Below are 18,766 nucleotides of genomic sequence, written 5' to 3' on the forward strand. Positions count from 1 at the left end.
CTTTGAACCGGGAAGATCCCGGCACGCGGTTACTCTCCAGTAACCTACGCTGGCGTAAGTTAGCATGGAACCATGCCCTCCGCAGCGGAAACCCGGCCTCTCCCCACCTCCGGCACGGGGCTCGCTCGCGCCGAACTGCTGGCCATCAAGCCCGCCTGGCGCGGCTGGATCCACGCCGCCTCCGCCCCGCTGACATTGGCCGCAGGGATCGTCCTGGTCTGCCTGGCACCCACTCCGGACCGGAAGATCGCCTCCGCCGTCTACGCCCTGACGGGACTGATGCTGTTCACCGTGAGCGCCGTGTACCACCGGGGGAACTGGAAGCCGCGGACCAAGGCGATCCTGAAGCGCCTGGACCACACCAACATCATGCTGGTGATCGCCGGAAGCTACACCCCGCTGTCCTGGACGCTGCTGGACCGGCCCACAGCCACGCTGATCCTCTGGCTCGTCTGGAGCGGCGCGCTCGCCGGAGTCGCCTTCCGCCTGCTCTGGATCCACGCACCGCGCTGGCTCTATGTGCCCATCTATGTGGCGCTCGGCTGCGGCGCCCTGGTCTTCCTCCCCCAGTTCTTCGCCGCAAGCGCGGCCGCCGCCATCCTCATGTGCGCCGGGGGCGCCTTCTATATCGCCGGAGCGGTCTTCTACGGTCTCAAGCGGCCCAACTTCAGCTACCGGGTCTTCGGCTTCCACGAGCTCTTCCACGCCTTCACCGTCCTCGGCTTCAGCTGCCATCTGGTGGCGATCTTCCTCAGCGTCCTCGGCTGAGCCTCGGGCAGCCGATGGGCAACCGGCCGATGTGGCCTGATTGACACCTCCATGTGATCCGCTCCATACTTTTGGAGTGAACCTGTCAGACAGCACGACAGCCGGACAGTCGGGAAGGCTACGACCGCAAGCCCGTCCGCTCGCCCGGGTGAGTGCTCAGGAGGCCGTCCTCGCCCAGCTCCGCGGAGACATCGAAGGCGGCCGCATCGCCGTCGGGAGCAAGCTCCCGTCCGAGGCCGCGCTGGCCGGCACTTACGGCGTGAGCCGCTCCGTGATCCGCGAAGCTCTGCGCTCCTGTGCCGCCCTGGGCCTGACGGAGACCCGCACCGGCAAGGGCACATTCGTGATCGCGGATCGCGTGTCCTCCGATCTGGTCCTGGGCCGGTACTCCGCCCGGGATCTGACCGAGGCCCGCCCCCACATCGAAGTCCCCGCCGCGGCCCTGGCCGCTGAACGCCACAGCGCCGAGGACCTGGACCTGCTCCGCAGCATCCTCACGGACATGCTGGCCGAGGACGATGTGGAGGCGTGGGTGGCCCTGGACTCCGCCTTCCACCTCCAGGTGGCGCGGGCCAGTCGCAACAAGGTCTTCGAAAGCGTGGTCAGTGACCTCCGCGAAGCGCTGGTCAAGCAGTCCAGCACCCTGAACCTCGTGGCCGACCGCGAAGGCACCTCCAACCGGGAGCACCGGGAGATCCTGGAGGCCATCGAATCCGGCTCCCCGGAGCGCGCCGCCCGCGCCATGGCCGACCACCTCGCGGCCGTGTCCGCGGCGCTGAGCTCCCTCGAGAACCGATGACCCACCCGTCCACCACCTTCCGGAAGGCAGCACCCATGCCCGTCCTCCCCGCCCATGTGCCCGTGGCCGCCCTGACGCGCGACGAGCGCGTGGAAGGCGTCCACTACGGCTCCGTCGCCGTCACCGGCACCGACGGGGCGCTGCTCTCCGGCGCCGGCGACCCCGGTGCCCCGTTCTACCCGCGCTCGGCGCTCAAGCCCTTCCAGGCGGTCGCCATGGTCCTGGCCGGGCTCCAGCTGCCGGCGCCGCTCATGGCGCTCGCCGCCGCGAGCCACAGCGGCGGGGCCGAACACCGCGCCGGCACGCAGGAGATCCTGCGCCTGCACGGTCTCACCGCGGACGCCCTGGCCAACACCGTGGACCTGCCGTACGGCGGCCCGGAACGCGAGGCCTGGCTGCGGGAGGGCGGCGTCGCCGATCGCGTCTGTCAGAACTGCTCCGGCAAGCACGCCGCGATGGTGGGCACGTGCACCCTGAACGGCTGGCCGGTGGAGGGCTACCTGAACCCCGCACACCCGATGCAGCAGCTCGTCATGCGCACCGTCGCCGCCCTCACCGGCGAGGAGCCCGCCCAGTGGTCCACGGACGGCTGCGGCACCCCGCTTCCCGCCCTGAGCCTGACCGCCATGGCCCGCGGCTACGGCCGGATGGCCCGCCTCGCCGCCGCCCCGGAGACCGCAGAGGACGACGTCGAGCGCGCGGCCGCCGTCGTCGCCCGCGCCATGATGCAACACCCCGAGATGGTGGCCGGAGAGGGCCGCGATGTCACCGCCCTCATGCGCGCCCTGCCCGGCGCACTGGCGAAGGACGGCTTCGAGGGCGTCCAGCTGATCGGGCTGCCGGACGGCAGCGCGGTCGCCGTGAAGATCTCCGACGGCGGGGACCGGGCGCGCATGCCGGTCGCCGTCCAGGCGCTCCAGACCCTCGGTGTCGACACCGAACCGCTGTCCGCCATCGCCTCCTCCCCCGTCCTGGGCGGCGGCGTGGTGCGCGGCAGCCTCGATGCGCTTCCCTCCGTCCTCGCCTCAGCCCAGCAGCGTTAAGGAACATCATGACCATTGCCCCCGCCCCCGTCACCGACGAATCCGCCAAGGAAGGCTTCCGCCTGGAGCACGACCTCCTGGGCAACCGCAATGTGCCCGCGGACGCCTACTGGGGCGTCCACACGCTGCGCGCCGTGGAGAACTTCCCCATCACCGGGCGTCCCCTCTCGACCAACCCGCACCTGGTCCACGCCCTGGCGGCCGTGAAGCTGGCCGCGGCCCGCGCCAACCGGGAACTGGGCCGACTGGATGCTGAGCGCGGCGACGCCATCGAGGCCGCCTGTCAGGACGTGATGGCCGGCAAGCTGGACGAGCAGTTCGTGGTGGACGTGATCCAGGGCGGCGCCGGGACGTCGTCGAACATGAACGCCAATGAGGTCATCGCCAACCGCGCCCTGGAGATCCTGGGCAAGCCGCGCGGCGACTACGCCACGCTGCACCCGAACGACCACGTGAACCTCAGCCAGTCGACCAACGACGTGTACCCCACCGCGGTCCGCGTGGCCACGGCCCACGGCATCGAGGGTCTGCTGAACGCTCTGGAGGAACTCCAGGGCGCCTTCCGGGATAAGTCCCAGGAGTTCCGCACCGTGGTCAAGATGGGGCGCACCCAGCTCCAGGACGCCGTGCCCATGACCCTGGGCCAGGAGTTCGGCAGCTTCGCCGTCACCATCGGCGAGGACCGCGAGCGTCTGCGGGAATCCTCCCGGCTCATGTACGAGATCAACCTGGGCGCCACGGCCATCGGCACCGGGCTGAACGCCCCGGCCGGCTACGCCGAGCTGGCCTGCCGCCACGTGGCCGAGGCGACAGGGCTGCCGCTCGTCACCGCCGTGGACCTGATCGAAGCCACGAGCGACATGGGTGCGTTCGTGCACCTCTCCGGAGTGCTCAAGCGCGTGGCCGTGAAGCTGTCCAAGATCTGCAACGACCTCCGGCTGCTCTCCAGCGGTCCCCGCGCGGGCCTGGGCGAGATCAACCTCCCGGCCGTGCAGTCCGGATCCTCCATCATGCCCGGCAAGATCAACCCGGTGATCCCGGAGGTCGTGAGCCAGGTCGCCTACGAGGTAATCGGCAATGACGTCACCATCACCATGGCCGCCGAAGCCGGTCAGCTGCAGCTGAACGCCTTCGAGCCGGTGATCGTGCACAGCCTGCACAAGAGCATCACCCACCTGGAGCACGCGTGCCGCACCCTGACGGCCCGCTGCGTCCAGGGCATCACGGCCAACTCGGCCCACCTGCGCGCCACCGTGGAGCACTCCATCGGCCTGGTCACGGCCCTCAACCCGTACCTGGGCTACGCCGCGGCGACGTCCATCGCCCAGGAGGCACTCGCCAGCGGACGCGGCGTCGCCGAACTCGTCCTGGAGCGTGGCCTGCTCTCGGCCGAACGTCTTGAGGAACTGCTCAAGCCCGAACGCCTCGCCAACCTCTCCTCCTGACCTCCGTCTCCCCAGACGCTCGGCCGGCGGCATGCCCCCGGCTCCGAACCACCCGAACCAGACCGAAAGGACGCCTCATGTCCTCCCCCGGAACCCCTCAGAGCCCCCAGGCCGTTCCCGATCATCTGGAGGACGGCGGTCACGCCCACTCCACCGACCATGTCATCCATGCCGAGGACGCCGGCTACCACAAGGGCCTGAAGAACCGTCAGGTCCAGATGATCGCGATCGGTGGTGCGATCGGCACGGGCCTGTTCATGGGCGCCGGCGGCCGCCTGGCCGCCGCGGGCCCGTCCCTGGTCATCGCCTACGCCCTCTGCGGCGCCTTCGTCTTCCTGATCCTGCGTGCCCTGGGCGAACTGGTCCTGCACCGGCCGTCCTCGGGCTCCTTCGTCTCCTACGCCCGTGAGTTCTTCGGCGAGAAGGCCGCGTTCATCTCCGGCTGGTTCTACTGGATCAACTGGGCCTTCACCACCATCGTGGACACCACCGCCGCGGCCCTGTACATGCACTTCTTCGGCAAATACGTCCCCTGGATCGACGCCGTCCCGCAATGGGCCTGGGCCCTGATCGCCTTGGTCGTGGTCCTGGCCCTGAACCTGGTCTCGGTGAAGGTCTTCGGCGAAATGGAATTCTGGTTCGCCCTGATCAAGGTGGTGGCCCTGGTCGCATTCCTGATCATCGGCATCTACCTGGTCATCTTCGGCACCCCCACCGGAGCCCCCACCGGCTTCTCCCTCATCACCGATCACGGCGGCATCTTCCCCAACGGCCTGATGCCCATGATCCTGCTCATGCAAGGCGTGGTCTTCGCGTACGCCTCCGTGGAACTCGTCGGCACCGCCGCCGGCGAAACCCAGAACCCGGAGAAGATCATGCCCAAGGCCATCAATTCCGTGGTCTTCCGCATCGCCGTGTTCTACGTCGGATCCGTCATCCTGCTCTCCCTGCTCCTGCCCTACACCGCCTACCAGTCCGGTGTCAGCCCCTTCGTGACGTTCTTCGGCTCCATCGGCGTCAACGGCATGGACTCCATCATGAACCTCGTGGTCCTCACCGCGTCCTTGTCCTCCCTGAACGCCGGACTCTACTCCACCGGACGCATCCTGCGCTCCATGGCCGCGGCCGGCTCCGCCCCGAAATTCGCCCTGCGTATGAACAAGGCCGGCGTCCCCTACGGCGGCATCGCCCTGACCGCGATCGTCTCCCTGCTCGGCGTCCCGCTGAACTACCTCGTCCCGGGCCAGGCCTTCGAAATCGTCCTCAACGTCGCCTCCGTGGGCATCATCGCCTCCTGGGCCACCATCATCCTCTGCCAGATCCAGCTCCAACGCTGGGCCGCCAAGGGCTGGCTGGAACGGCCCTCCTTCCGCATGCCCGGCGCCCCCTTCACCGGCTACCTCACCCTGGTCTTCCTGGTCATCGTCCTGATCATGGTCTTCATCGACTCCCCCTGGACCCTCGGCGCCACCATCATCGCCTGCGCCCTCATGACCGCCGGCTGGTACGCCTGCCGCGAGCGGATCCGGCAGATCGCGGAGGACCGCCGCGGCTTCACCGGCGCCGCGCCCGTCATCGCCAATCGGCCCACACCGAAGAAGTAAACCCCTTCACACCGGTGCCCGGCCCGCACTCCTTGAGGGCCGGGCACCGGCGTTTAACGACGACGGCGGCCGCACCGCCGTCGGGCTGTCACCGCATCGCCTTGAGCACCTTCATGGTGAGGCGGGAGTCCACGCGGGAGATGGCGGGGTCCCCCATGAGTTTCGCGGTCAGCCATCGCTCGTAGGCGGCCAGGTCCTCCACGCCCACACGGATGAAGTAGTCCGGGATGCCGAACATGCGGCGCAGCTCCAGCACCTCCGGCATCCCGGCCAGGCGCTCCTCGAAGGCCTCCACCGTGGCGAGGTCCTTGGCCACCAGGTCCGCGTAGACGATCACCTCGAAGGCCCGGCCCATCGACACCGGGTCCAGCACGGCACCGTAGCCGGTGATCACGCCGTCGGCCTCCAAGCGCCGCACCCGGCGCAAGCAGGGCGCCGGCGTGAGACCGACGCGCTCAGCGAGTTCCTGGTTGCTCATGCGCCCGTCCCACTGGAGAAGATCCAGGATTGCGCGGTCAATGGAGTCCATAAAAGAATATTGCCCTGTTTCGCCGTAAGACAGCAATGATCGGCATTCATATTGCTCCCAGGCCTCCTTAGGATGGAGGGGTGCCTGACACTTCCCAGCCCATCGTCTCCACCCCGGCTGCCCACTCGGGCTTCCGGGACGCCGTCTCAGAGGCCGGCATGGTCTGCCTGGGTTTCGTCCCGCTCGGAATGGGCCTGGGTGTCCTGGTCACCAGTCACGGCCTGCCCTGGTGGCTGGCGCCCCTGCTGTCCGGGGTGGTCTTCGCAGGCTCGGTCGAGTTCATCCTCGTGGGGCTTCTGGCCGCGTCCACGCCAGTCCTGAGCATCGCGGCCACGGCGTTCCTGGTGAACTCACGCCACCTGTTCTACGGTTTCTCCTTCCCGCTGGAGCGCGTGAACGGACCGCTGGCGAAGACCTACAGCATCTATTCGCTCTGCGATGAGGCGTTCGCACTCCTGTCCGGGCACCGCGGCGGGAAGGCATCATCCTCTCAGATCCTCTGGACCCAGGCGCTGCTCCAGATCTCCTGGGTCAGCGGTTCCGTCCTGGGCGCCCTGCTCGGGAGCGGGTTCCTGGGCCAGGTGAAGGGCCTGGGCTTCCTCATGGTGGCCCTCTTCACGATCTTGACGATCGATGCCATCCGTGCCCGCCCCGAACTGTCCCTGGTGCTGTGCGCTGCGGGTGCCGCGGTGGTGGCTCTCCTGATCGCCCCGGCGCAGATGCTCCCGATCGCCCTCGGCCTCTTCGTGGTGCTGCTGCTGGCGCGCCACTGGCTGGAGGCACGACGACGCCGCGCGGCTCACGGGGAGGCCCACCATGGCTGACGTCCCCTATCTCCTGCTCGGGGTGGGTGCCGCGGCGGCCGTGACGTTCGCGCTGCGGGCCATCCCGTTCGCCCTCAAAGGAGCGCTCAAGGACTCCGCCTTGCTGGCCGATCTGCGCAGCTGGATGCCCCTGGGTGCGATCCTGATCCTGCTCGTCTACGCGGTGAGCGGGGTGGATTTCGGCGGTTCCTCCCACGGCATCCCCGAGGTGTCCGGCATCGTGGTCACGGCTGGGGTGCATTGGTGGCGCCGGAACGCCGTGCTGAGCATGCTCGCCGGCACCGCGGTGTGCCTGGTCCTGGCAAACCTGGTGTTCTGACGCCTCCGCGAGTGCGCCCGTCGCTGAGTGCTCAATTGTGGTGGGCTGCGGGCGCTGCACGTCACCACAACTGAGCAGTCAGTCGCCGGTGAGTTCCGCGCGGAGCTCCTCCACCGTGCCGACCGGCGCGTGGCACACCATCTCCCGGCACACGAACGCCCTCGGGCTTCCGTCCGGGGCCGGGCCACGGCCGGCCAGGAGCGGCACACTCGCGTCCGCCTCGCCGCGCCCCCAGGCGATCGCCACGCCGGGCCGGGCACTTGCATGCGCCGCACCGCGCAGGGCATCCAGTGCCGTCCCTTCGGGACCCACCAGGGCGACTTCCAGGACGCCGAGGTGCGCCGTCAGCAGCACCGCATTGGCCGTCCCGCCCACCCGTGGCTGGCCGGACGCGGCCTGCGCGGCCGTCCGGGCCAGACCGACGGCACGGTCCCGGAGCTCCGTCTCCCCCGTGAGTGCGGACAGGGTCAGCCAAGCCGCGGCGAGCACGCCTGCGGGGGCGGGCGTGGCGCCGTCGTACAGCTCGACGGCGGTGCTGCCGCCGTACGCCGCGCGCAGGGGGTCCAAGGCCTCACCGGTCTGACGGGCATCCTCGTTCAGGAGCCGGCCGTCATCCAGGAAACCCTGCTCGACGGCGGCCGCGAGCTCGCGTGCCCAGGCGAACCAGGACGCATCGCCCGTGGCCGAATACAGGGCCAGTGCGGCTTCCAGCCCGTGGGCGTAGTCCTCCAGGAGGCCCGCCACCGCGCCGGGCCGGCCCTCATGGGACACCCGCGCGAGTGTCGCGGAGGCCTCGTCCCAGTGGACGTCGCGCAGGTACCGTCCCGCGGCCACGGCCCGGCTCACCCATTCGGGCCGGTCCAGGGCGAGGCCGGCCTCCACCAGGCCCGTCACGGCCATGGCGTTCCAGGCGGCCACCACCTTGTCATCGACCACCGGCAGCGGCCGCCGCGCCCTGGATTCGAGCAGGGCGAGCCGCGCCGAGTCCAGCAGCGCGCGGTCCTCGGCGCTGAGCGGCCCGCCAGGGTGCAGGGGTGACCCGAGCGCGGACACGGTGCCCCGCTCGGACACGTGGAGCGCCCGGGCCAGCCGCACGCCGACGTCATCACCCAGGACCTCCCGGAACTCATCCAAGCTCCAGACGGCGAAGGCACCCTCCCGCTCGTGCAGGCCGGCGCTCTCCAAACCCGCCCGGCGCAGCTGCTCCTCAGCCGGCGTGGAGTCCGCGTCCAGGGCGGAGAGGAACGCTCCGGCCGCGGGTCCGACCCCGCGGAGCCCGCCGTCGGCGGATGGCGTGGTCAGAAATGCGACCAGTTCCTCCGTGGCGGCGACGGCCTCGGACTCGGGATACAGGGCGGCCCACCGCTCACGATGGATAGCCCCTTCCGGGGACCGGAGCAACCGCAGGTGGCGGGCGTGACCGCGCAGAAGCTGGGCGTTGTCGTAGAGCATCTTCTCGAAGTGCGGGACGGACCAGTCCGCCGTCACCGAGTACCGGCAGTAGCCGCCGTCCAGCTGGTCACGCAACGCGGAGCGGGACATGGCTGCCAGGGTCCGTGCCAGCACATCCCCCGCGGTCTCAGCGCCGTCCAGGCCGCTCGCTGCATGGCCGGCCAGGAAGGGCAGCAGTGGGCTGGGCGGGAACTTGGGGGCGGTGCCGAAGCCGCCGTCGGGCGATTCGAGCTCCCCCAGCCGCGCGACGCCGGCGCTCAGGGCGGCGGCCAGGCGTGCGCCGACGTCGTCGAATGTCTGAGCGGTGACGCGCACGGGCGAGGCGTAGTCGCCCAGGCCCGCGGCGAGCTTGGCCGCCTGTTCGGTGACCTGTTCGCGGCGGTCCCGCCAGGCCTCCACCACGGCGGTGAGGATCTGCGGGAAGGATGGGCGCCCCCCGCGCGGTTCGGGGGCGAAATACGTCCCGGCGAAGAAGGCCCGGCCGTCCGGCAGTGTGAACACCGTCATCGGCCAGCCGCCCTCACCGGTGAGCGCCTGGGTGGCCGTCATGTAGACGGCGTCGACGTCCGGCCGTTCCTCCCGGTCCACCTTGATGGCGACGAAGTGCTGGTTCAGGTACGCGGCGACGGTTTCATCGTCAAAGGACTCATGGGCCATGACGTGACACCAATGGCATGCCGCATAGCCGATCGAGAGGAACACCGGGACATCCCGGCGGCGCGCCTCGGCGAACGCCTCAGGCCCGAAGACGTGCCAGTCCACGGGCTGGTGGGCGTGCTGGCGCAAGTAGAGGCTGCTCTGTCCGGCGAGGTGATTGGCCATGAATCCACGCTAACCCCTCGGACAGACAGGGATTCAGTCCTGTGACGGACCGTCCTGTGCCGTGGGCTCCTCGCCCGCGGCCTCGGCGGCGTCGAGCTCCGCCTTCTCCGCCAGCTCACCGCGGTACCGCACCCGGCGGATGCGGCGGACCATGTCCACGATCAGGAACGCCATGATGATGACGATGAACGCCGTGGCGATGAAGCCGAGCAGGCCCGGCGTGACCATGTCCTGCGTGAGGCCCGGCTTCAGGCCCGGGAGAGGGCTGGGGCTCGGGTCATTGGCAAGTTGCACGAACAGCTGGAACACGCTTCACACCTTCGGTCTGTGGGGAACTGTTCAATTCTACGCCGGATAGAAGAGCGTGGAGTCAGCGCAGGCCGGCGAACAGATCGGTCTCCGGCACGGTCTCCCCCAGCCGGGAGTGGATCAGCACGAATTCCTCGTACGGCCAGATGCGGCGCTGCAGTTCGGCGGGGAAGGCGAAGAAGAAGCCGTCCGGGTCGATCTGGGTCCGGTGGGCGCGGAGCGCGTCGTCGCGGCGCGGGAACCACTCGCCGCAGTCGATCCGAGTGGTGGGAATGTGCAGCGGCTCGGCCTTGGAGTCCAGCCAGGCGTCGATCCACCCCAGGTTCGGGATCTGCAGCCCTTCCTCCCGTGCCGCGTCGCGCAACGCACGCATGCGGGGCAGGCTCATCCCGCAGTCGTAGTAGAGCTTGCTCGGCTCCCAGGCGGCACCGGTGCCCGGATAGCGGTCCGGGTCGCCGGCGGCATGGTACGCCTCCACGGCCACCCTGTGCGCCATGATGTGGTCGGGGTGCGGGTAGCCGCCGTTCTCGTCATAGGCGACGACGACGTGCGGCCGGAACGCGCGGACCAGGCGAACCAGCGGGGCTGCGGCGATCTCCAGCGGCTGCACGGCGAAACTTCCGGCGGGCAGCGGAGGCAAGGGGTCCCCCTCCGGGAGACCCGAATCGATGAAGCCGAGCCACTGCTGCTGCACGCCGAGCACCTCAGCCGCACGGTCCATCTCCTGGCGGCGGGCGCCGGCCATGTCCCGTTTGGGGTGCGGCGCCGTCTCCATCCCGGGGTTCTGGATGTCACCGCGGGAACCGTCGGTGCAGGTGGCCACGAGGACCTCGGCACCCTGGTCCACGTAGCGTGCCATGGTGGCCGCGCCCTTGCTGGACTCGTCGTCCGGGTGGGCGTGAACGAACATGACCCGGAGGGTCTCCTGAGTGGACGCGTCCGGGACGATGGCGTCGACGACGCTCATGGGGTGCCTCCTGGCAGGGGCTCGGCCCACCTCCGCGGATCCGCGCGGGCCGGTGGGTTCAAGGAACTAGAATGGTGTGGTGACGTCGAGCCAGAGTCCAACGCCTGTGAAGTCAAGCCTAGCCAATCGCTACGGCGGCCAGAAGCGTCCCGTCACACGCAAGACCAAGATCACCCTCATCATTTCCGGCGTCGTCGTGGCGTGCGGTCTCGCCGCTCTGCTGAACGTGAACGTGTCCAACGTCGACAGCGTGAACTTCAACACCGTGAGCTTCAGCGCCAATGACCCGTCGTTCGCCGAGGTCGACTTCCAGGTCTCCAAGGACCGCACCCATGAGGCCGTCTGCGCCGTCAAGGCGCTGGACAACCAGTTCGCCGTGGTCGGCTGGAAGTACGTGGACATCCCCGCCAACGCAGCCGATTTCGGAGCCGAGAACGGCCGCACCACGCAGCAGCGCGTGAGCATCCGCACGGAGTCCCTGGCGGTCTCCGGCGTGGTGGACAGCTGCTGGTCCAAGGGCTGACACCCTCTTCGCGCTCCGGCGGGCGCCCATGAACCGGTGGTCGCCGTGAGTCCCATGTGACTTTGGTTTATCCGGCCACTTGCCTACACTGGTCGAATACCTTTTGCCCCGTCGCACTGGTTTGTGCCTGTCATACAGCGGCCAGTCACGGGGTCTTTGCTTGTCTGTTGATCAAGAGGAGTTCATACGTGTCCACCACCAATGGCGCACCCGCAGCGTGGCTGACCCAGGAAGCGTACGACCGTCTCAAGGCTGAACTGGAGCACCTTTCCGGCCCCGGTCGCGCTGAGATCGTCGGGCGCATCGAAGCCGCGCGCCAGGAAGGCGACCTCAAGGAGAACGGCGGCTACCATGCCGCCAAGGATGAGCAGGGCAAGATCGAGGCCCGCATCCGCCAGCTGACCGTGCTGCTGCGCGACGCCCAGGTGGGTGCCGCACCCGCCGACGACGGCGTCGTGGAGCCCGGCATGGTCGTCGTCGCGAAGATCGCAGGGGATGAGGAGAAGTTCCTCCTCGGTTCCCGTGAGATCGCCGGCGGCTCCGACCTGGACGTCTTCAGCGAGAAGTCCCCCCTCGGCGCGGCCATCACCGGCCACAAGGAAGGCGAGACCGTCACCTACACCGCCCCGAACGGGAAGCAGATCACGGTGGAGATCATCTCCGCCAAGCCGTTCACCGGCTGAGAATCCGCCTCCCTCTCCGCGAGAGTACAGAAGTGGTCGCTTCCCATCACGGGAGGCGACCACTTCTGTCTTCTCGCGAGGTGAATGCGCGACGGCGGGTGAAGGCTCTCGACGGACGGGACCCCGGCGTCTAGGCTCGGGTCATGTCGGGGGATACAACTGCTGCGACCGCTGGGCGGCGCTTCTTGATCGTTGCTCTGGTCCTGCCACTTCTGGCGGGGTGCTCACCGTTCGAGCCACCGCCGGACATGGCACCGATGCCGCAGCGCACCGCCGTGTACTCGCCGGCTCCAGGGGCCAGCGGCCCGGCCCTGCCCGCGCCGCCGCCGGCGCCCTCGGACTTTCCCACCCTGCCGGCTGTGCCCACAGCCGGCCCTGTGGTTATCGACACCTCGAAAGTGGCGCAGAAGGTCATTTTGAAAGTCGACCGCATGACCAAGGTTTCCTGGCTCGTGCACCTACGGAGCGTGACACAGGGGACCGTGATCTTCACCGTCCAATGCCGGGGAAAGGGTCAACTCACGGTCTCCCTGCACACGTCCGTGGGGCCGGACTACGGCGTCAGCGGCGATTGCGGCGCATCAGGCGAGCCCGGCACCTTTGCGGGATCCATGCAGACCCCACCGGACGGTGTCATCGACGTCTCCGTCACCGTTCCGCCCGGTGCCGAATGGGCTCTCCTGGTCACCCAGCCGGCCGGCTCCTGACCGCACGCGCCAGCCACCCGTCGTCGTACCCCTTCGCGAGAGGACAGAAGTGGTCGCATTCCGTGATGGGAAGCGACCACGTCTGTCCTCTCGCGGGGACGAGGGGCGGAACTCTAGAAGTGCACCACGATCGGCTGGAAGCCCTCGGCGCGGAGCGCGTTGAGCACCACTTCGGAGTGTTCGTGGCCCTTGGTCTCCAGGTCCACGGTGATGGACACGTCGCCCATGCTGATGGAGCCGCCCACGCGGGTGTGGTCTACGCCGGTGACGTTCGCGTCGTGCTCGGCGATGATGCGGGAGATCGTCGCCAGCGAGCCGGGACGGTCGTCCAGGAGGATCCGCACGGTCAGGAAGCGGCCCGCGGCGTAGAGACCGCGCTGGATGACCTTCAGCATGAGCATCGGGTCGATGTTGCCACCCGAGAGGATGACGGCCACCTTGCCGGGGTTCTCGATCCGTCCTTCCATGAGCGCGGCCACCCCCACGGCGCCCGCGGGTTCCACGACGAGCTTGGCACGCTCCAGCAGGAAGATCAGGGCCCGGGCCAGGGCGTCCTCGCTGACCGTCACCACATCGTCCACCAGCTCGCGGATGATGCTGAACGGCAGCTGGCCCGGGCGGCCCACGGCAATGCCGTCGGCCATGGTGGAGACCTTCTTCAGCGGCACCAGGGCGTCGGCGGCCAGCGACGGCGGGTAGGCCGCCGCGTTCTCCGCCTGCACGCCGATCACGCGGATCTCGCGGCCCAGCTGCCGCGCGCGCTCCTTGATGGCCACGGAGACGCCGGCCAGCAGCCCGCCGCCGCCCACCCCCATGACGATCGTGTCGACGTCGGGCACCTGCTCCAGGATCTCCAGGCCGATGGTGCCCTGGCCTGCCACCACGTCCACATTGTCGAACGGGTGCACGAAGACGGCGCCGGAGGCGTCGGCGTAGCGCTGCGCCTCGGCGAGGGCCTCGTCCACATTGTGGCCGTGCAGGACCACCTCGGCGCCGTGGTCGCGGGTGGCCGCGAGCTTGGGCAGGGCCACACCGAGCGGCATGTAGATGCGGGCCTTGATGCCCAGTGCCTTGGCCGCGGAGGCGACACCTTGGGCGTGGTTGCCGGCGGAGGCCGCGACGACGCCGCGGGCCTTCTCCTCGTCGCTCAGCCGGGCCATGCGGACGTAGGCGCCGCGGACCTTGAAGGAGCCGGCGCGCTGCAGGTTCTCGCACTTGAACACCACGTCGCCGCCGACCATCCGGGACAGTGCCCTGGATTTCTCGATGGGCGTGACGGTAATGACGCCGTCGAGCAATTCCTGTGCACGGACGACGTCATGGAGCGTGACGGGCAGGGCTTCAGTGGTCATCACTGATGGCCTCCTTGGAATTGATCGGCTGTTCTTCTTGCGTCTCCGTCTCGCCGTCGGCGAGAGGAAGTTCAGGGGTGGCCGGGACGACGTCGGTCTCCCAGCCGCGGGCGGCGATGAACCGGATGGCGGAGTTCAGGGCCGCCAGGACCGGCACCGCGAACAGCGCGCCGGGGATGCCGGCCAGGAAGGAACCGGCCGCGACGGCCAGAATCACGCCCACCGGGTGGAGGGAGACGGCCTTGCCCATGACCAGCGGCTGCAGCACGTGGCTCTCCAGCTGCTGCACCACCAGGACGATCGCCAGCATGATCACGGCGTTGACCAGGCCGTTGGCCACGAGGGCCAGGAGGACGGCCACGGCGCCGGTGACCAGGGCGCCCACCACCGGGATGAAGGAGCCCAGGAACACGGCAAGCCCCAGCGGCAGGGCCAGCGGGACCCCGATGATCGCCGCACCCGCGCCAATGCCGATCGCGTCCACGGCGGCCACGAAGACCTGGATGCGGACGTAACTCCCCACCGAGGTCCAGGCCTTCCGCCCCGCGCCGTCCAGCGCAGGGCGGGCTTTGCGGGGCGCCAGTTTCGTCAGGAAGGCCCAGATCTGGCGGCCCTCCAGGAGGAAGAAGATGAGGATGAAGAGGGTCAGGAGCAGCCCGGCGGCGATGTGCCCGGCGCCGCTGCCCACGCTGAGCGCGCCGGTGAGGATGGCGCTGCTCTGGTTCTGGAGGCTGCCGGTCAGCTGACTCAGGTACTTGTCCAGCTGGTCCGTGGTGATCTGCAGAGGCCCGTCCTGCAACCACTGCTGGACCTGCTTGACGCCTTCCAGCGCCTGTCCCCACAGCTCCTTGAACCCGGCCGTGGCCTGCCGCCCCACGAAGATCAGGGTGAGCACGACGACGGCGATGAGTCCCAGCATGGTGATCGCCACGGCGATGCCACGGGGCAGCCGGCGCCGGCTGAGCCAGGCGACGACGGGGTTGAGCAGTGCGGTGAAGAGCGCTGCCAGGAGGAGCGGGATGAGGAGGAAGCTGACCTTGGAGAGGAGCCAGATGAGCACTCCCCCGGTGATCAGGATGATCCCGACGCGCCAGGCCCATTCGGCGGCGACGCGGACTCCGTAGGGGATGTCCTCATCAAGCATCCGGCCACGCGTCGGACGGGGCTCCACTGACGTGCCGTTCTTCGCGGTTCCTGACATGCATCAATCCTGGCGCAGTGGCACGCTGTTTGGAAAATGCGTTCGCATGGCGGGCGTCCGGCGGACCGGACAGTGGCCCTGCGGGCACCCTCTCCGTCACCAGGACGCGGCGATCCCCCAGCTCATGCTGAACTCCTGGCCCGGCTCCACCCAGGTCAGTCCGGCGCCGGTGTTGAACGCGTTCGCCGGCCCCGTCATGGGTTCCACGGCGAGCGCTTTCGGGCCGCCCCAGGAGCCTTTGGACGCGAAGATGTGGACGTAGCCGCAGTGCTCGTCCTGCCAGAGCGTGACCTCGCGGCCGTCATCTCCGCGCAGCACGGTGCGCGCCCGCCCGTCCTCACCGCGGCTGAGGCCCGTGTACGCGGTGTCCGTGTCCAGCGCGGCCAGAGGGGCGCCACCGCGGAGATCGTGGACCCCGTCCACGGCGCGCACGGCCCGCGGAATGAGACGCTCGTCCGCTTCCAGCCACGAGTCCGCGGCGACGGTGAGCGTGAGCTGCTCCGGGCTCAGATCCCCGAGCTTCACGTAAGGGTGCGCGCCGAGCACGACGGGGGCGGCAGCCGCGCCGTCGTTGGCGAACGTCTGGGTGACCGTGAGCGCGCCGGAGGCCTCCAGTTCATAGCGCACGCGGTGACGTGCGAGGAACGGGTACCCGTGCTGGGGGAAGATGGGCGACTCCAGCACCACATGCGCCGGCCCCTGCTCCACGCAGGCGTACGGGGCGTTGCGCAGCAGCCCGTGGATGGCGTTGTTCCGCGGCACCTCGGTGATGTCCAGCTGCTGCACCGCACCGTCGAGCATCCAGCGGCCGCCCTCCACCCGATTGGCCCAGGGAGCCAGCGTGATGCCACAGGCGCCGGGCGGGATCTGCTCATCCGTGAACGTCTCGGTGACGGGCACGCCGCCCACGGCGAAGCTGCGGAGAGCCGCCGCCAGCTCGGTCACGACGACGACGGCGCCGCCGCGTTCCAGCCGGTACTGGGCGCCACTGGCGCAGGTCGAGGGGGTGTCAGCGTGTGCGGGCATGGCACCACCGTACCGGGAAGGCCCGGCCAGCGATACGTCCCGCGGCTCACCCGGAATGCGTGGTCCCGCAGCCGCACGAGCGGCGCAGCACCAGCTCGCACGGGAACACCTGGATCCTCGCCGGATCGTCCCGGCCGGAGCCGATAATGGCGCGCACGGCCGCCTCGGCCATCTCCTGCACCGGCTGGCGCACCGTGCTCAGCGGAGGCCAGGTGAACTCGGCCTCTTCGGAGCCGTCGAAGGAGAAGACCGCCACGTCCTCCGGCACCCTCACCCCCGCTTCATGCATGGCGCGCAGGAATCCCACCGCCTGTTCGTCCGAGGTGATGAACACGGCCGTGGGCCGCTGCGGAAGCGCCAGGAAGCGGCGCCCTGCCTCATATCCGCCGGCCCGGTCGAACGGACAGCGGATGACCCGGCCCTCAGGCAGGCCGAGGCCCTCCAGTGCGTCCCGCCAGCCCTGTTCGCGGCCGTCCAGGGTGTTCCCGGTGACAAGGCCCTGGACCAGTGCGATGTCCCGGTGGCCGTGGCCGGCCAGGTGCTCCACGGCCTGGCGGGAGCTGCCCACGAATTCGGGGCCGATCGCGTCGAACGGCAAGGGGTATTCGGAGAAGTTGAGCAGGACGGTCTTGATGCCCCGCCCGTCCAGCTCACTGACGTCCGGGCGGTGGTTCACCACCGAACACAGGAACACCCCGTCCACCTGGCGGTCCACGAAGTTGCGCAGATGGCGCGACTCCACCGCGAGGGAATCCCGGGAGTCGCCCAGCAGCATCGCAAAGCCCCGCTCCTCGGCTGCCTGCTCCACGGCCTTCGCCAGGCCGGCGAAGAAGGGGCTGCTGATCTTGGGCACCACCATGCCCAGGATCTGGGAGGACCCCACTTTCAGGGCCCGTGCGGCGATGTTGGGCCGGTAGCCGAGCGCGGCGATGGCCTGCCTGACCTTCTCCTCCGTGGCCGGGGAGACGTTCTTCGGCCCGCCATTGACCACGTAGCTCACGACGGCGGTGCTGACGCCCGCCAGACGGGCGACGTCCTTGCGCGTGACGACGGGGCGAGGCGAGGCGGAGAGGTCCGGCATGAGGACCATGCTAGCCGCGCGACCCGGCGGTTCCGGCCGCCGGGAGGGCCGCGGGGGCGTCCCCGAAATCGCGGATCGGGAGCCGCTCGCCGCCGCGGAGAGCGGATTCATGCGCGACGACGCCGGGCAGGGTGAAGCGGGCGGCCACCCAGGCGTTGACCGGCGGCAGGGTGCCGGTGGCCACCGCGGTGACGAAGTCATCCACGAGGAAGGCGTGACTTCCTTCGTGGCCGCTCGACAGCGCCCGCAGCGCTTCGGGGAGGCGGCCGGCGTCGTGCACGGGGGCGAGCCCGGAGACGAAAGCGTCCCGGAGCGCGGGGTCCAGGCCGGCGAGGGAGGGATCGTCCAGCGGGAGGCTCGGAAGCGTCTTGATCTGTTCGCTCACGTCCGTGAAGCCCTCCTTGTCCTGCCAGACGGCGGTCTCCACGAGCTGCTCGAAGCTGGCCTCGGTGCCGAAGAAGCGGAAGCGGCTCTCCCGCAGGTGGGAGGGGTACCCGACGCGGCGGAACTCGTTGATCCGGACGCTGCCGCCGCCGTCGAGCTCGAAGAGTGCGCTGGCGTTGGAGAAGTCGTTGCCGAACCGGCTGATGTCCCGGTCGAAGACGCCATCGCCACGGTCGTCGCGGACACCGACGCAGCTGACGCTCGTGAGGTGGCCGCCGATCCCACCGAGCACGCCGCCGATCGAATGGGTCGGGTACAGCATGGGCGGGTAGCTGGCGGTGCTCCGCCAGTCCTCGCCGCCGCTGTACTGATAGGCGGCGTAGAAGCCGAGGTCCATGTCGTGGACATAGTCGCCCTCGGCGTAGAAGATCCGGCCGAAGGCGCCCTCGGCCACGCGGTCCCGGGCGTAGACGGTGGCCGGGTTGTAGTAGCTGGTCTCCCCCATCATGTAGCTCAGGCCGGTCTCCTGCACGGCCTGGATGATGGCGGCGATCTCCGCCTCGCTGATGGCCATGGGCACCGCGGAGTAGACATGTTTGCCGGCGCGGAGTGCCTGGACCACCAGCGGCCCGTGCGTCCACCGCTGCGTGAAGATGGCGACGGCGTCGACGTCGCTCGCCAGCATCTCCTCGAAGCTCGCGAAGGTGCCACTGAGGCCCTGTTGCCCCACCAGAGCGGCGGCGCGCTCGGGCAGCAGGTCCGTGACGTACACGTCCGTCACGAAGGGGTGCGCCGCGAACAGCTTGGAGAACTGGCCGGAGAACTGGCCGGCGCCGACGATGCCGAGGGAGAACGGTGTGCTCTGAGTCATGCCACGAGTGTGCACCGTCGATCTACTCGAGTCAATAGATCAATTAAGTTGCCTGAA

General features: G+C 69.3%; 19 protein-coding genes. 10 read left to right on the plus strand and 9 right to left on the minus strand.

What is annotated here, in order from left to right:
• Nucleotides 1-72: 72 nt before the first annotated feature.
• The 5 genes from trhA to Q9R02_RS09510 all read left to right on the plus strand — a co-directional run bounded on the left by trhA (nt 73) and on the right by Q9R02_RS09510 (nt 5,659).
• Nucleotides 73-768, plus strand: coding sequence for a PAQR family membrane homeostasis protein TrhA (gene trhA / locus Q9R02_RS09490; RefSeq protein ID WP_305996431.1), 696 nt, complete (start codon nt 73-75; stop codon nt 766-768).
• Between the two features lie 76 nt (nt 769-844).
• Nucleotides 845-1,567 carry a FadR/GntR family transcriptional regulator gene (locus Q9R02_RS09495; RefSeq protein WP_305996432.1) on the plus strand — a complete coding sequence of 241 codons (723 nt, stop codon included), beginning with the start codon at nt 845-847 and terminating at the stop codon, nt 1,565-1,567.
• A 35-nt stretch (nt 1,568-1,602) separates the two neighbouring features.
• Complete coding sequence (locus Q9R02_RS09500; RefSeq protein ID WP_305996433.1) at nt 1,603-2,610, plus strand: asparaginase; 1,008 nt, start codon at nt 1,603-1,605, stop codon at nt 2,608-2,610.
• Between the two features lie 8 nt (nt 2,611-2,618).
• On the plus strand, nt 2,619-4,055 hold the full coding sequence (locus Q9R02_RS09505) for an aspartate ammonia-lyase (RefSeq protein ID WP_305996434.1): 1,437 nt from the start codon (nt 2,619-2,621) through the stop codon (nt 4,053-4,055).
• A gap of 77 nt (nt 4,056-4,132) precedes the next feature.
• Nucleotides 4,133-5,659 (plus strand): amino acid permease, encoded by a 1,527-nt coding sequence (locus tag Q9R02_RS09510; protein ID WP_305996435.1) that lies wholly within the window; start codon nt 4,133-4,135, stop codon nt 5,657-5,659.
• Between the two features lie 88 nt (nt 5,660-5,747).
• Here Q9R02_RS09510 and Q9R02_RS09515 read toward each other — a convergent pair whose 3' ends face one another.
• The gene (locus tag Q9R02_RS09515) at nt 5,748-6,188 is read right to left on the minus strand and encodes an Lrp/AsnC family transcriptional regulator (RefSeq protein ID WP_305996436.1); all 441 of its coding nucleotides are present in this window, start codon (nt 6,186-6,188) and stop codon (nt 5,748-5,750) included.
• A gap of 80 nt (nt 6,189-6,268) precedes the next feature.
• Here Q9R02_RS09515 and Q9R02_RS09520 point away from each other — a divergent pair, with 80 nt between their 5' ends.
• Both Q9R02_RS09520 and Q9R02_RS09525 read left to right on the plus strand, forming a co-directional pair.
• Nucleotides 6,269-7,012 carry an AzlC family ABC transporter permease gene (locus Q9R02_RS09520; RefSeq protein ID WP_305996437.1) on the plus strand — a complete coding sequence of 248 codons (744 nt, stop codon included), beginning with the start codon at nt 6,269-6,271 and terminating at the stop codon, nt 7,010-7,012.
• Nucleotides 7,005-7,331, plus strand: coding sequence for a branched-chain amino acid transporter permease (locus tag Q9R02_RS09525; protein ID WP_305996438.1), 327 nt, complete (start codon nt 7,005-7,007; stop codon nt 7,329-7,331). The genes Q9R02_RS09520 and Q9R02_RS09525 overlap by 8 nt, the downstream gene beginning before the upstream one ends.
• Before the next feature lie 78 nt (nt 7,332-7,409).
• Here Q9R02_RS09525 and Q9R02_RS09530 read toward each other — a convergent pair whose 3' ends face one another.
• The 3 genes from Q9R02_RS09530 to mca form a co-directional block, all read right to left on the minus strand.
• Nucleotides 7,410-9,605 (minus strand): thioredoxin domain-containing protein, encoded by a 2,196-nt coding sequence (locus Q9R02_RS09530; protein WP_305996439.1) that lies wholly within the window; start codon nt 9,603-9,605, stop codon nt 7,410-7,412.
• 33 nt (nt 9,606-9,638) lie between these two features.
• Entirely contained in the window at nt 9,639-9,914 is a 276-nt protein-coding gene (locus Q9R02_RS09535; protein WP_305996440.1) for a hypothetical protein, read from the minus strand.
• Between the two features lie 61 nt (nt 9,915-9,975).
• Complete coding sequence (gene mca / locus Q9R02_RS09540; RefSeq protein ID WP_305996441.1) at nt 9,976-10,881, minus strand: mycothiol conjugate amidase Mca; 906 nt, start codon at nt 10,879-10,881, stop codon at nt 9,976-9,978.
• A 106-nt stretch (nt 10,882-10,987) separates the two neighbouring features.
• Between mca and Q9R02_RS09545 the strand changes: the two genes are divergently transcribed.
• The 3 genes from Q9R02_RS09545 to Q9R02_RS09555 all read left to right on the plus strand — a co-directional run bounded on the left by Q9R02_RS09545 (nt 10,988) and on the right by Q9R02_RS09555 (nt 12,794).
• On the plus strand, nt 10,988-11,404 hold the full coding sequence (locus tag Q9R02_RS09545; RefSeq protein WP_305996442.1) for a DUF4307 domain-containing protein: 417 nt from the start codon (nt 10,988-10,990) through the stop codon (nt 11,402-11,404).
• Nucleotides 11,405-11,592: 188 nt separating this feature from the next.
• Nucleotides 11,593-12,087, plus strand: a complete 495-nt coding sequence (gene greA, locus Q9R02_RS09550) for a transcription elongation factor GreA (protein ID WP_305996443.1) — start codon at nt 11,593-11,595, stop codon at nt 12,085-12,087.
• Nucleotides 12,088-12,518: 431 nt separating this feature from the next.
• Entirely contained in the window at nt 12,519-12,794 is a 276-nt protein-coding gene (locus Q9R02_RS09555; protein WP_305996444.1) for a hypothetical protein, read from the plus strand.
• A gap of 113 nt (nt 12,795-12,907) precedes the next feature.
• On the opposite strand, the gene ilvA is transcribed toward Q9R02_RS09555, so the two are convergent.
• The 5 genes from ilvA to Q9R02_RS09580 form a co-directional block, all read right to left on the minus strand.
• Nucleotides 12,908-14,146 (minus strand): threonine ammonia-lyase, encoded by a 1,239-nt coding sequence (gene ilvA, locus Q9R02_RS09560; protein WP_425279249.1) that lies wholly within the window; start codon nt 14,144-14,146, stop codon nt 12,908-12,910.
• Complete coding sequence (locus tag Q9R02_RS09565) at nt 14,136-15,347, minus strand: AI-2E family transporter (protein WP_305996446.1); 1,212 nt, start codon at nt 15,345-15,347, stop codon at nt 14,136-14,138. Before Q9R02_RS09565 ends, ilvA begins: the two co-directional genes overlap by 11 nt.
• 96 nt (nt 15,348-15,443) lie before the next feature.
• Complete coding sequence (locus tag Q9R02_RS09570; RefSeq protein WP_305996447.1) at nt 15,444-16,373, minus strand: aldose 1-epimerase family protein; 930 nt, start codon at nt 16,371-16,373, stop codon at nt 15,444-15,446.
• A 46-nt stretch (nt 16,374-16,419) separates the two neighbouring features.
• Nucleotides 16,420-17,463 (minus strand): LacI family DNA-binding transcriptional regulator, encoded by a 1,044-nt coding sequence (locus Q9R02_RS09575; RefSeq protein WP_305996448.1) that lies wholly within the window; start codon nt 17,461-17,463, stop codon nt 16,420-16,422.
• Between the two features lies 1 nt (nt 17,464).
• The gene (locus tag Q9R02_RS09580) at nt 17,465-18,709 is read right to left on the minus strand and encodes a Gfo/Idh/MocA family protein (protein ID WP_305996449.1); all 1,245 of its coding nucleotides are present in this window, start codon (nt 18,707-18,709) and stop codon (nt 17,465-17,467) included.
• Between the last annotated feature and the right edge of the window lie 57 nt (nt 18,710-18,766).

Source organism: Arthrobacter horti, assembly GCF_030731045.1.
Classification (GTDB): domain Bacteria; phylum Actinomycetota; class Actinomycetes; order Actinomycetales; family Micrococcaceae; genus Arthrobacter_E; species Arthrobacter_E nanjingensis.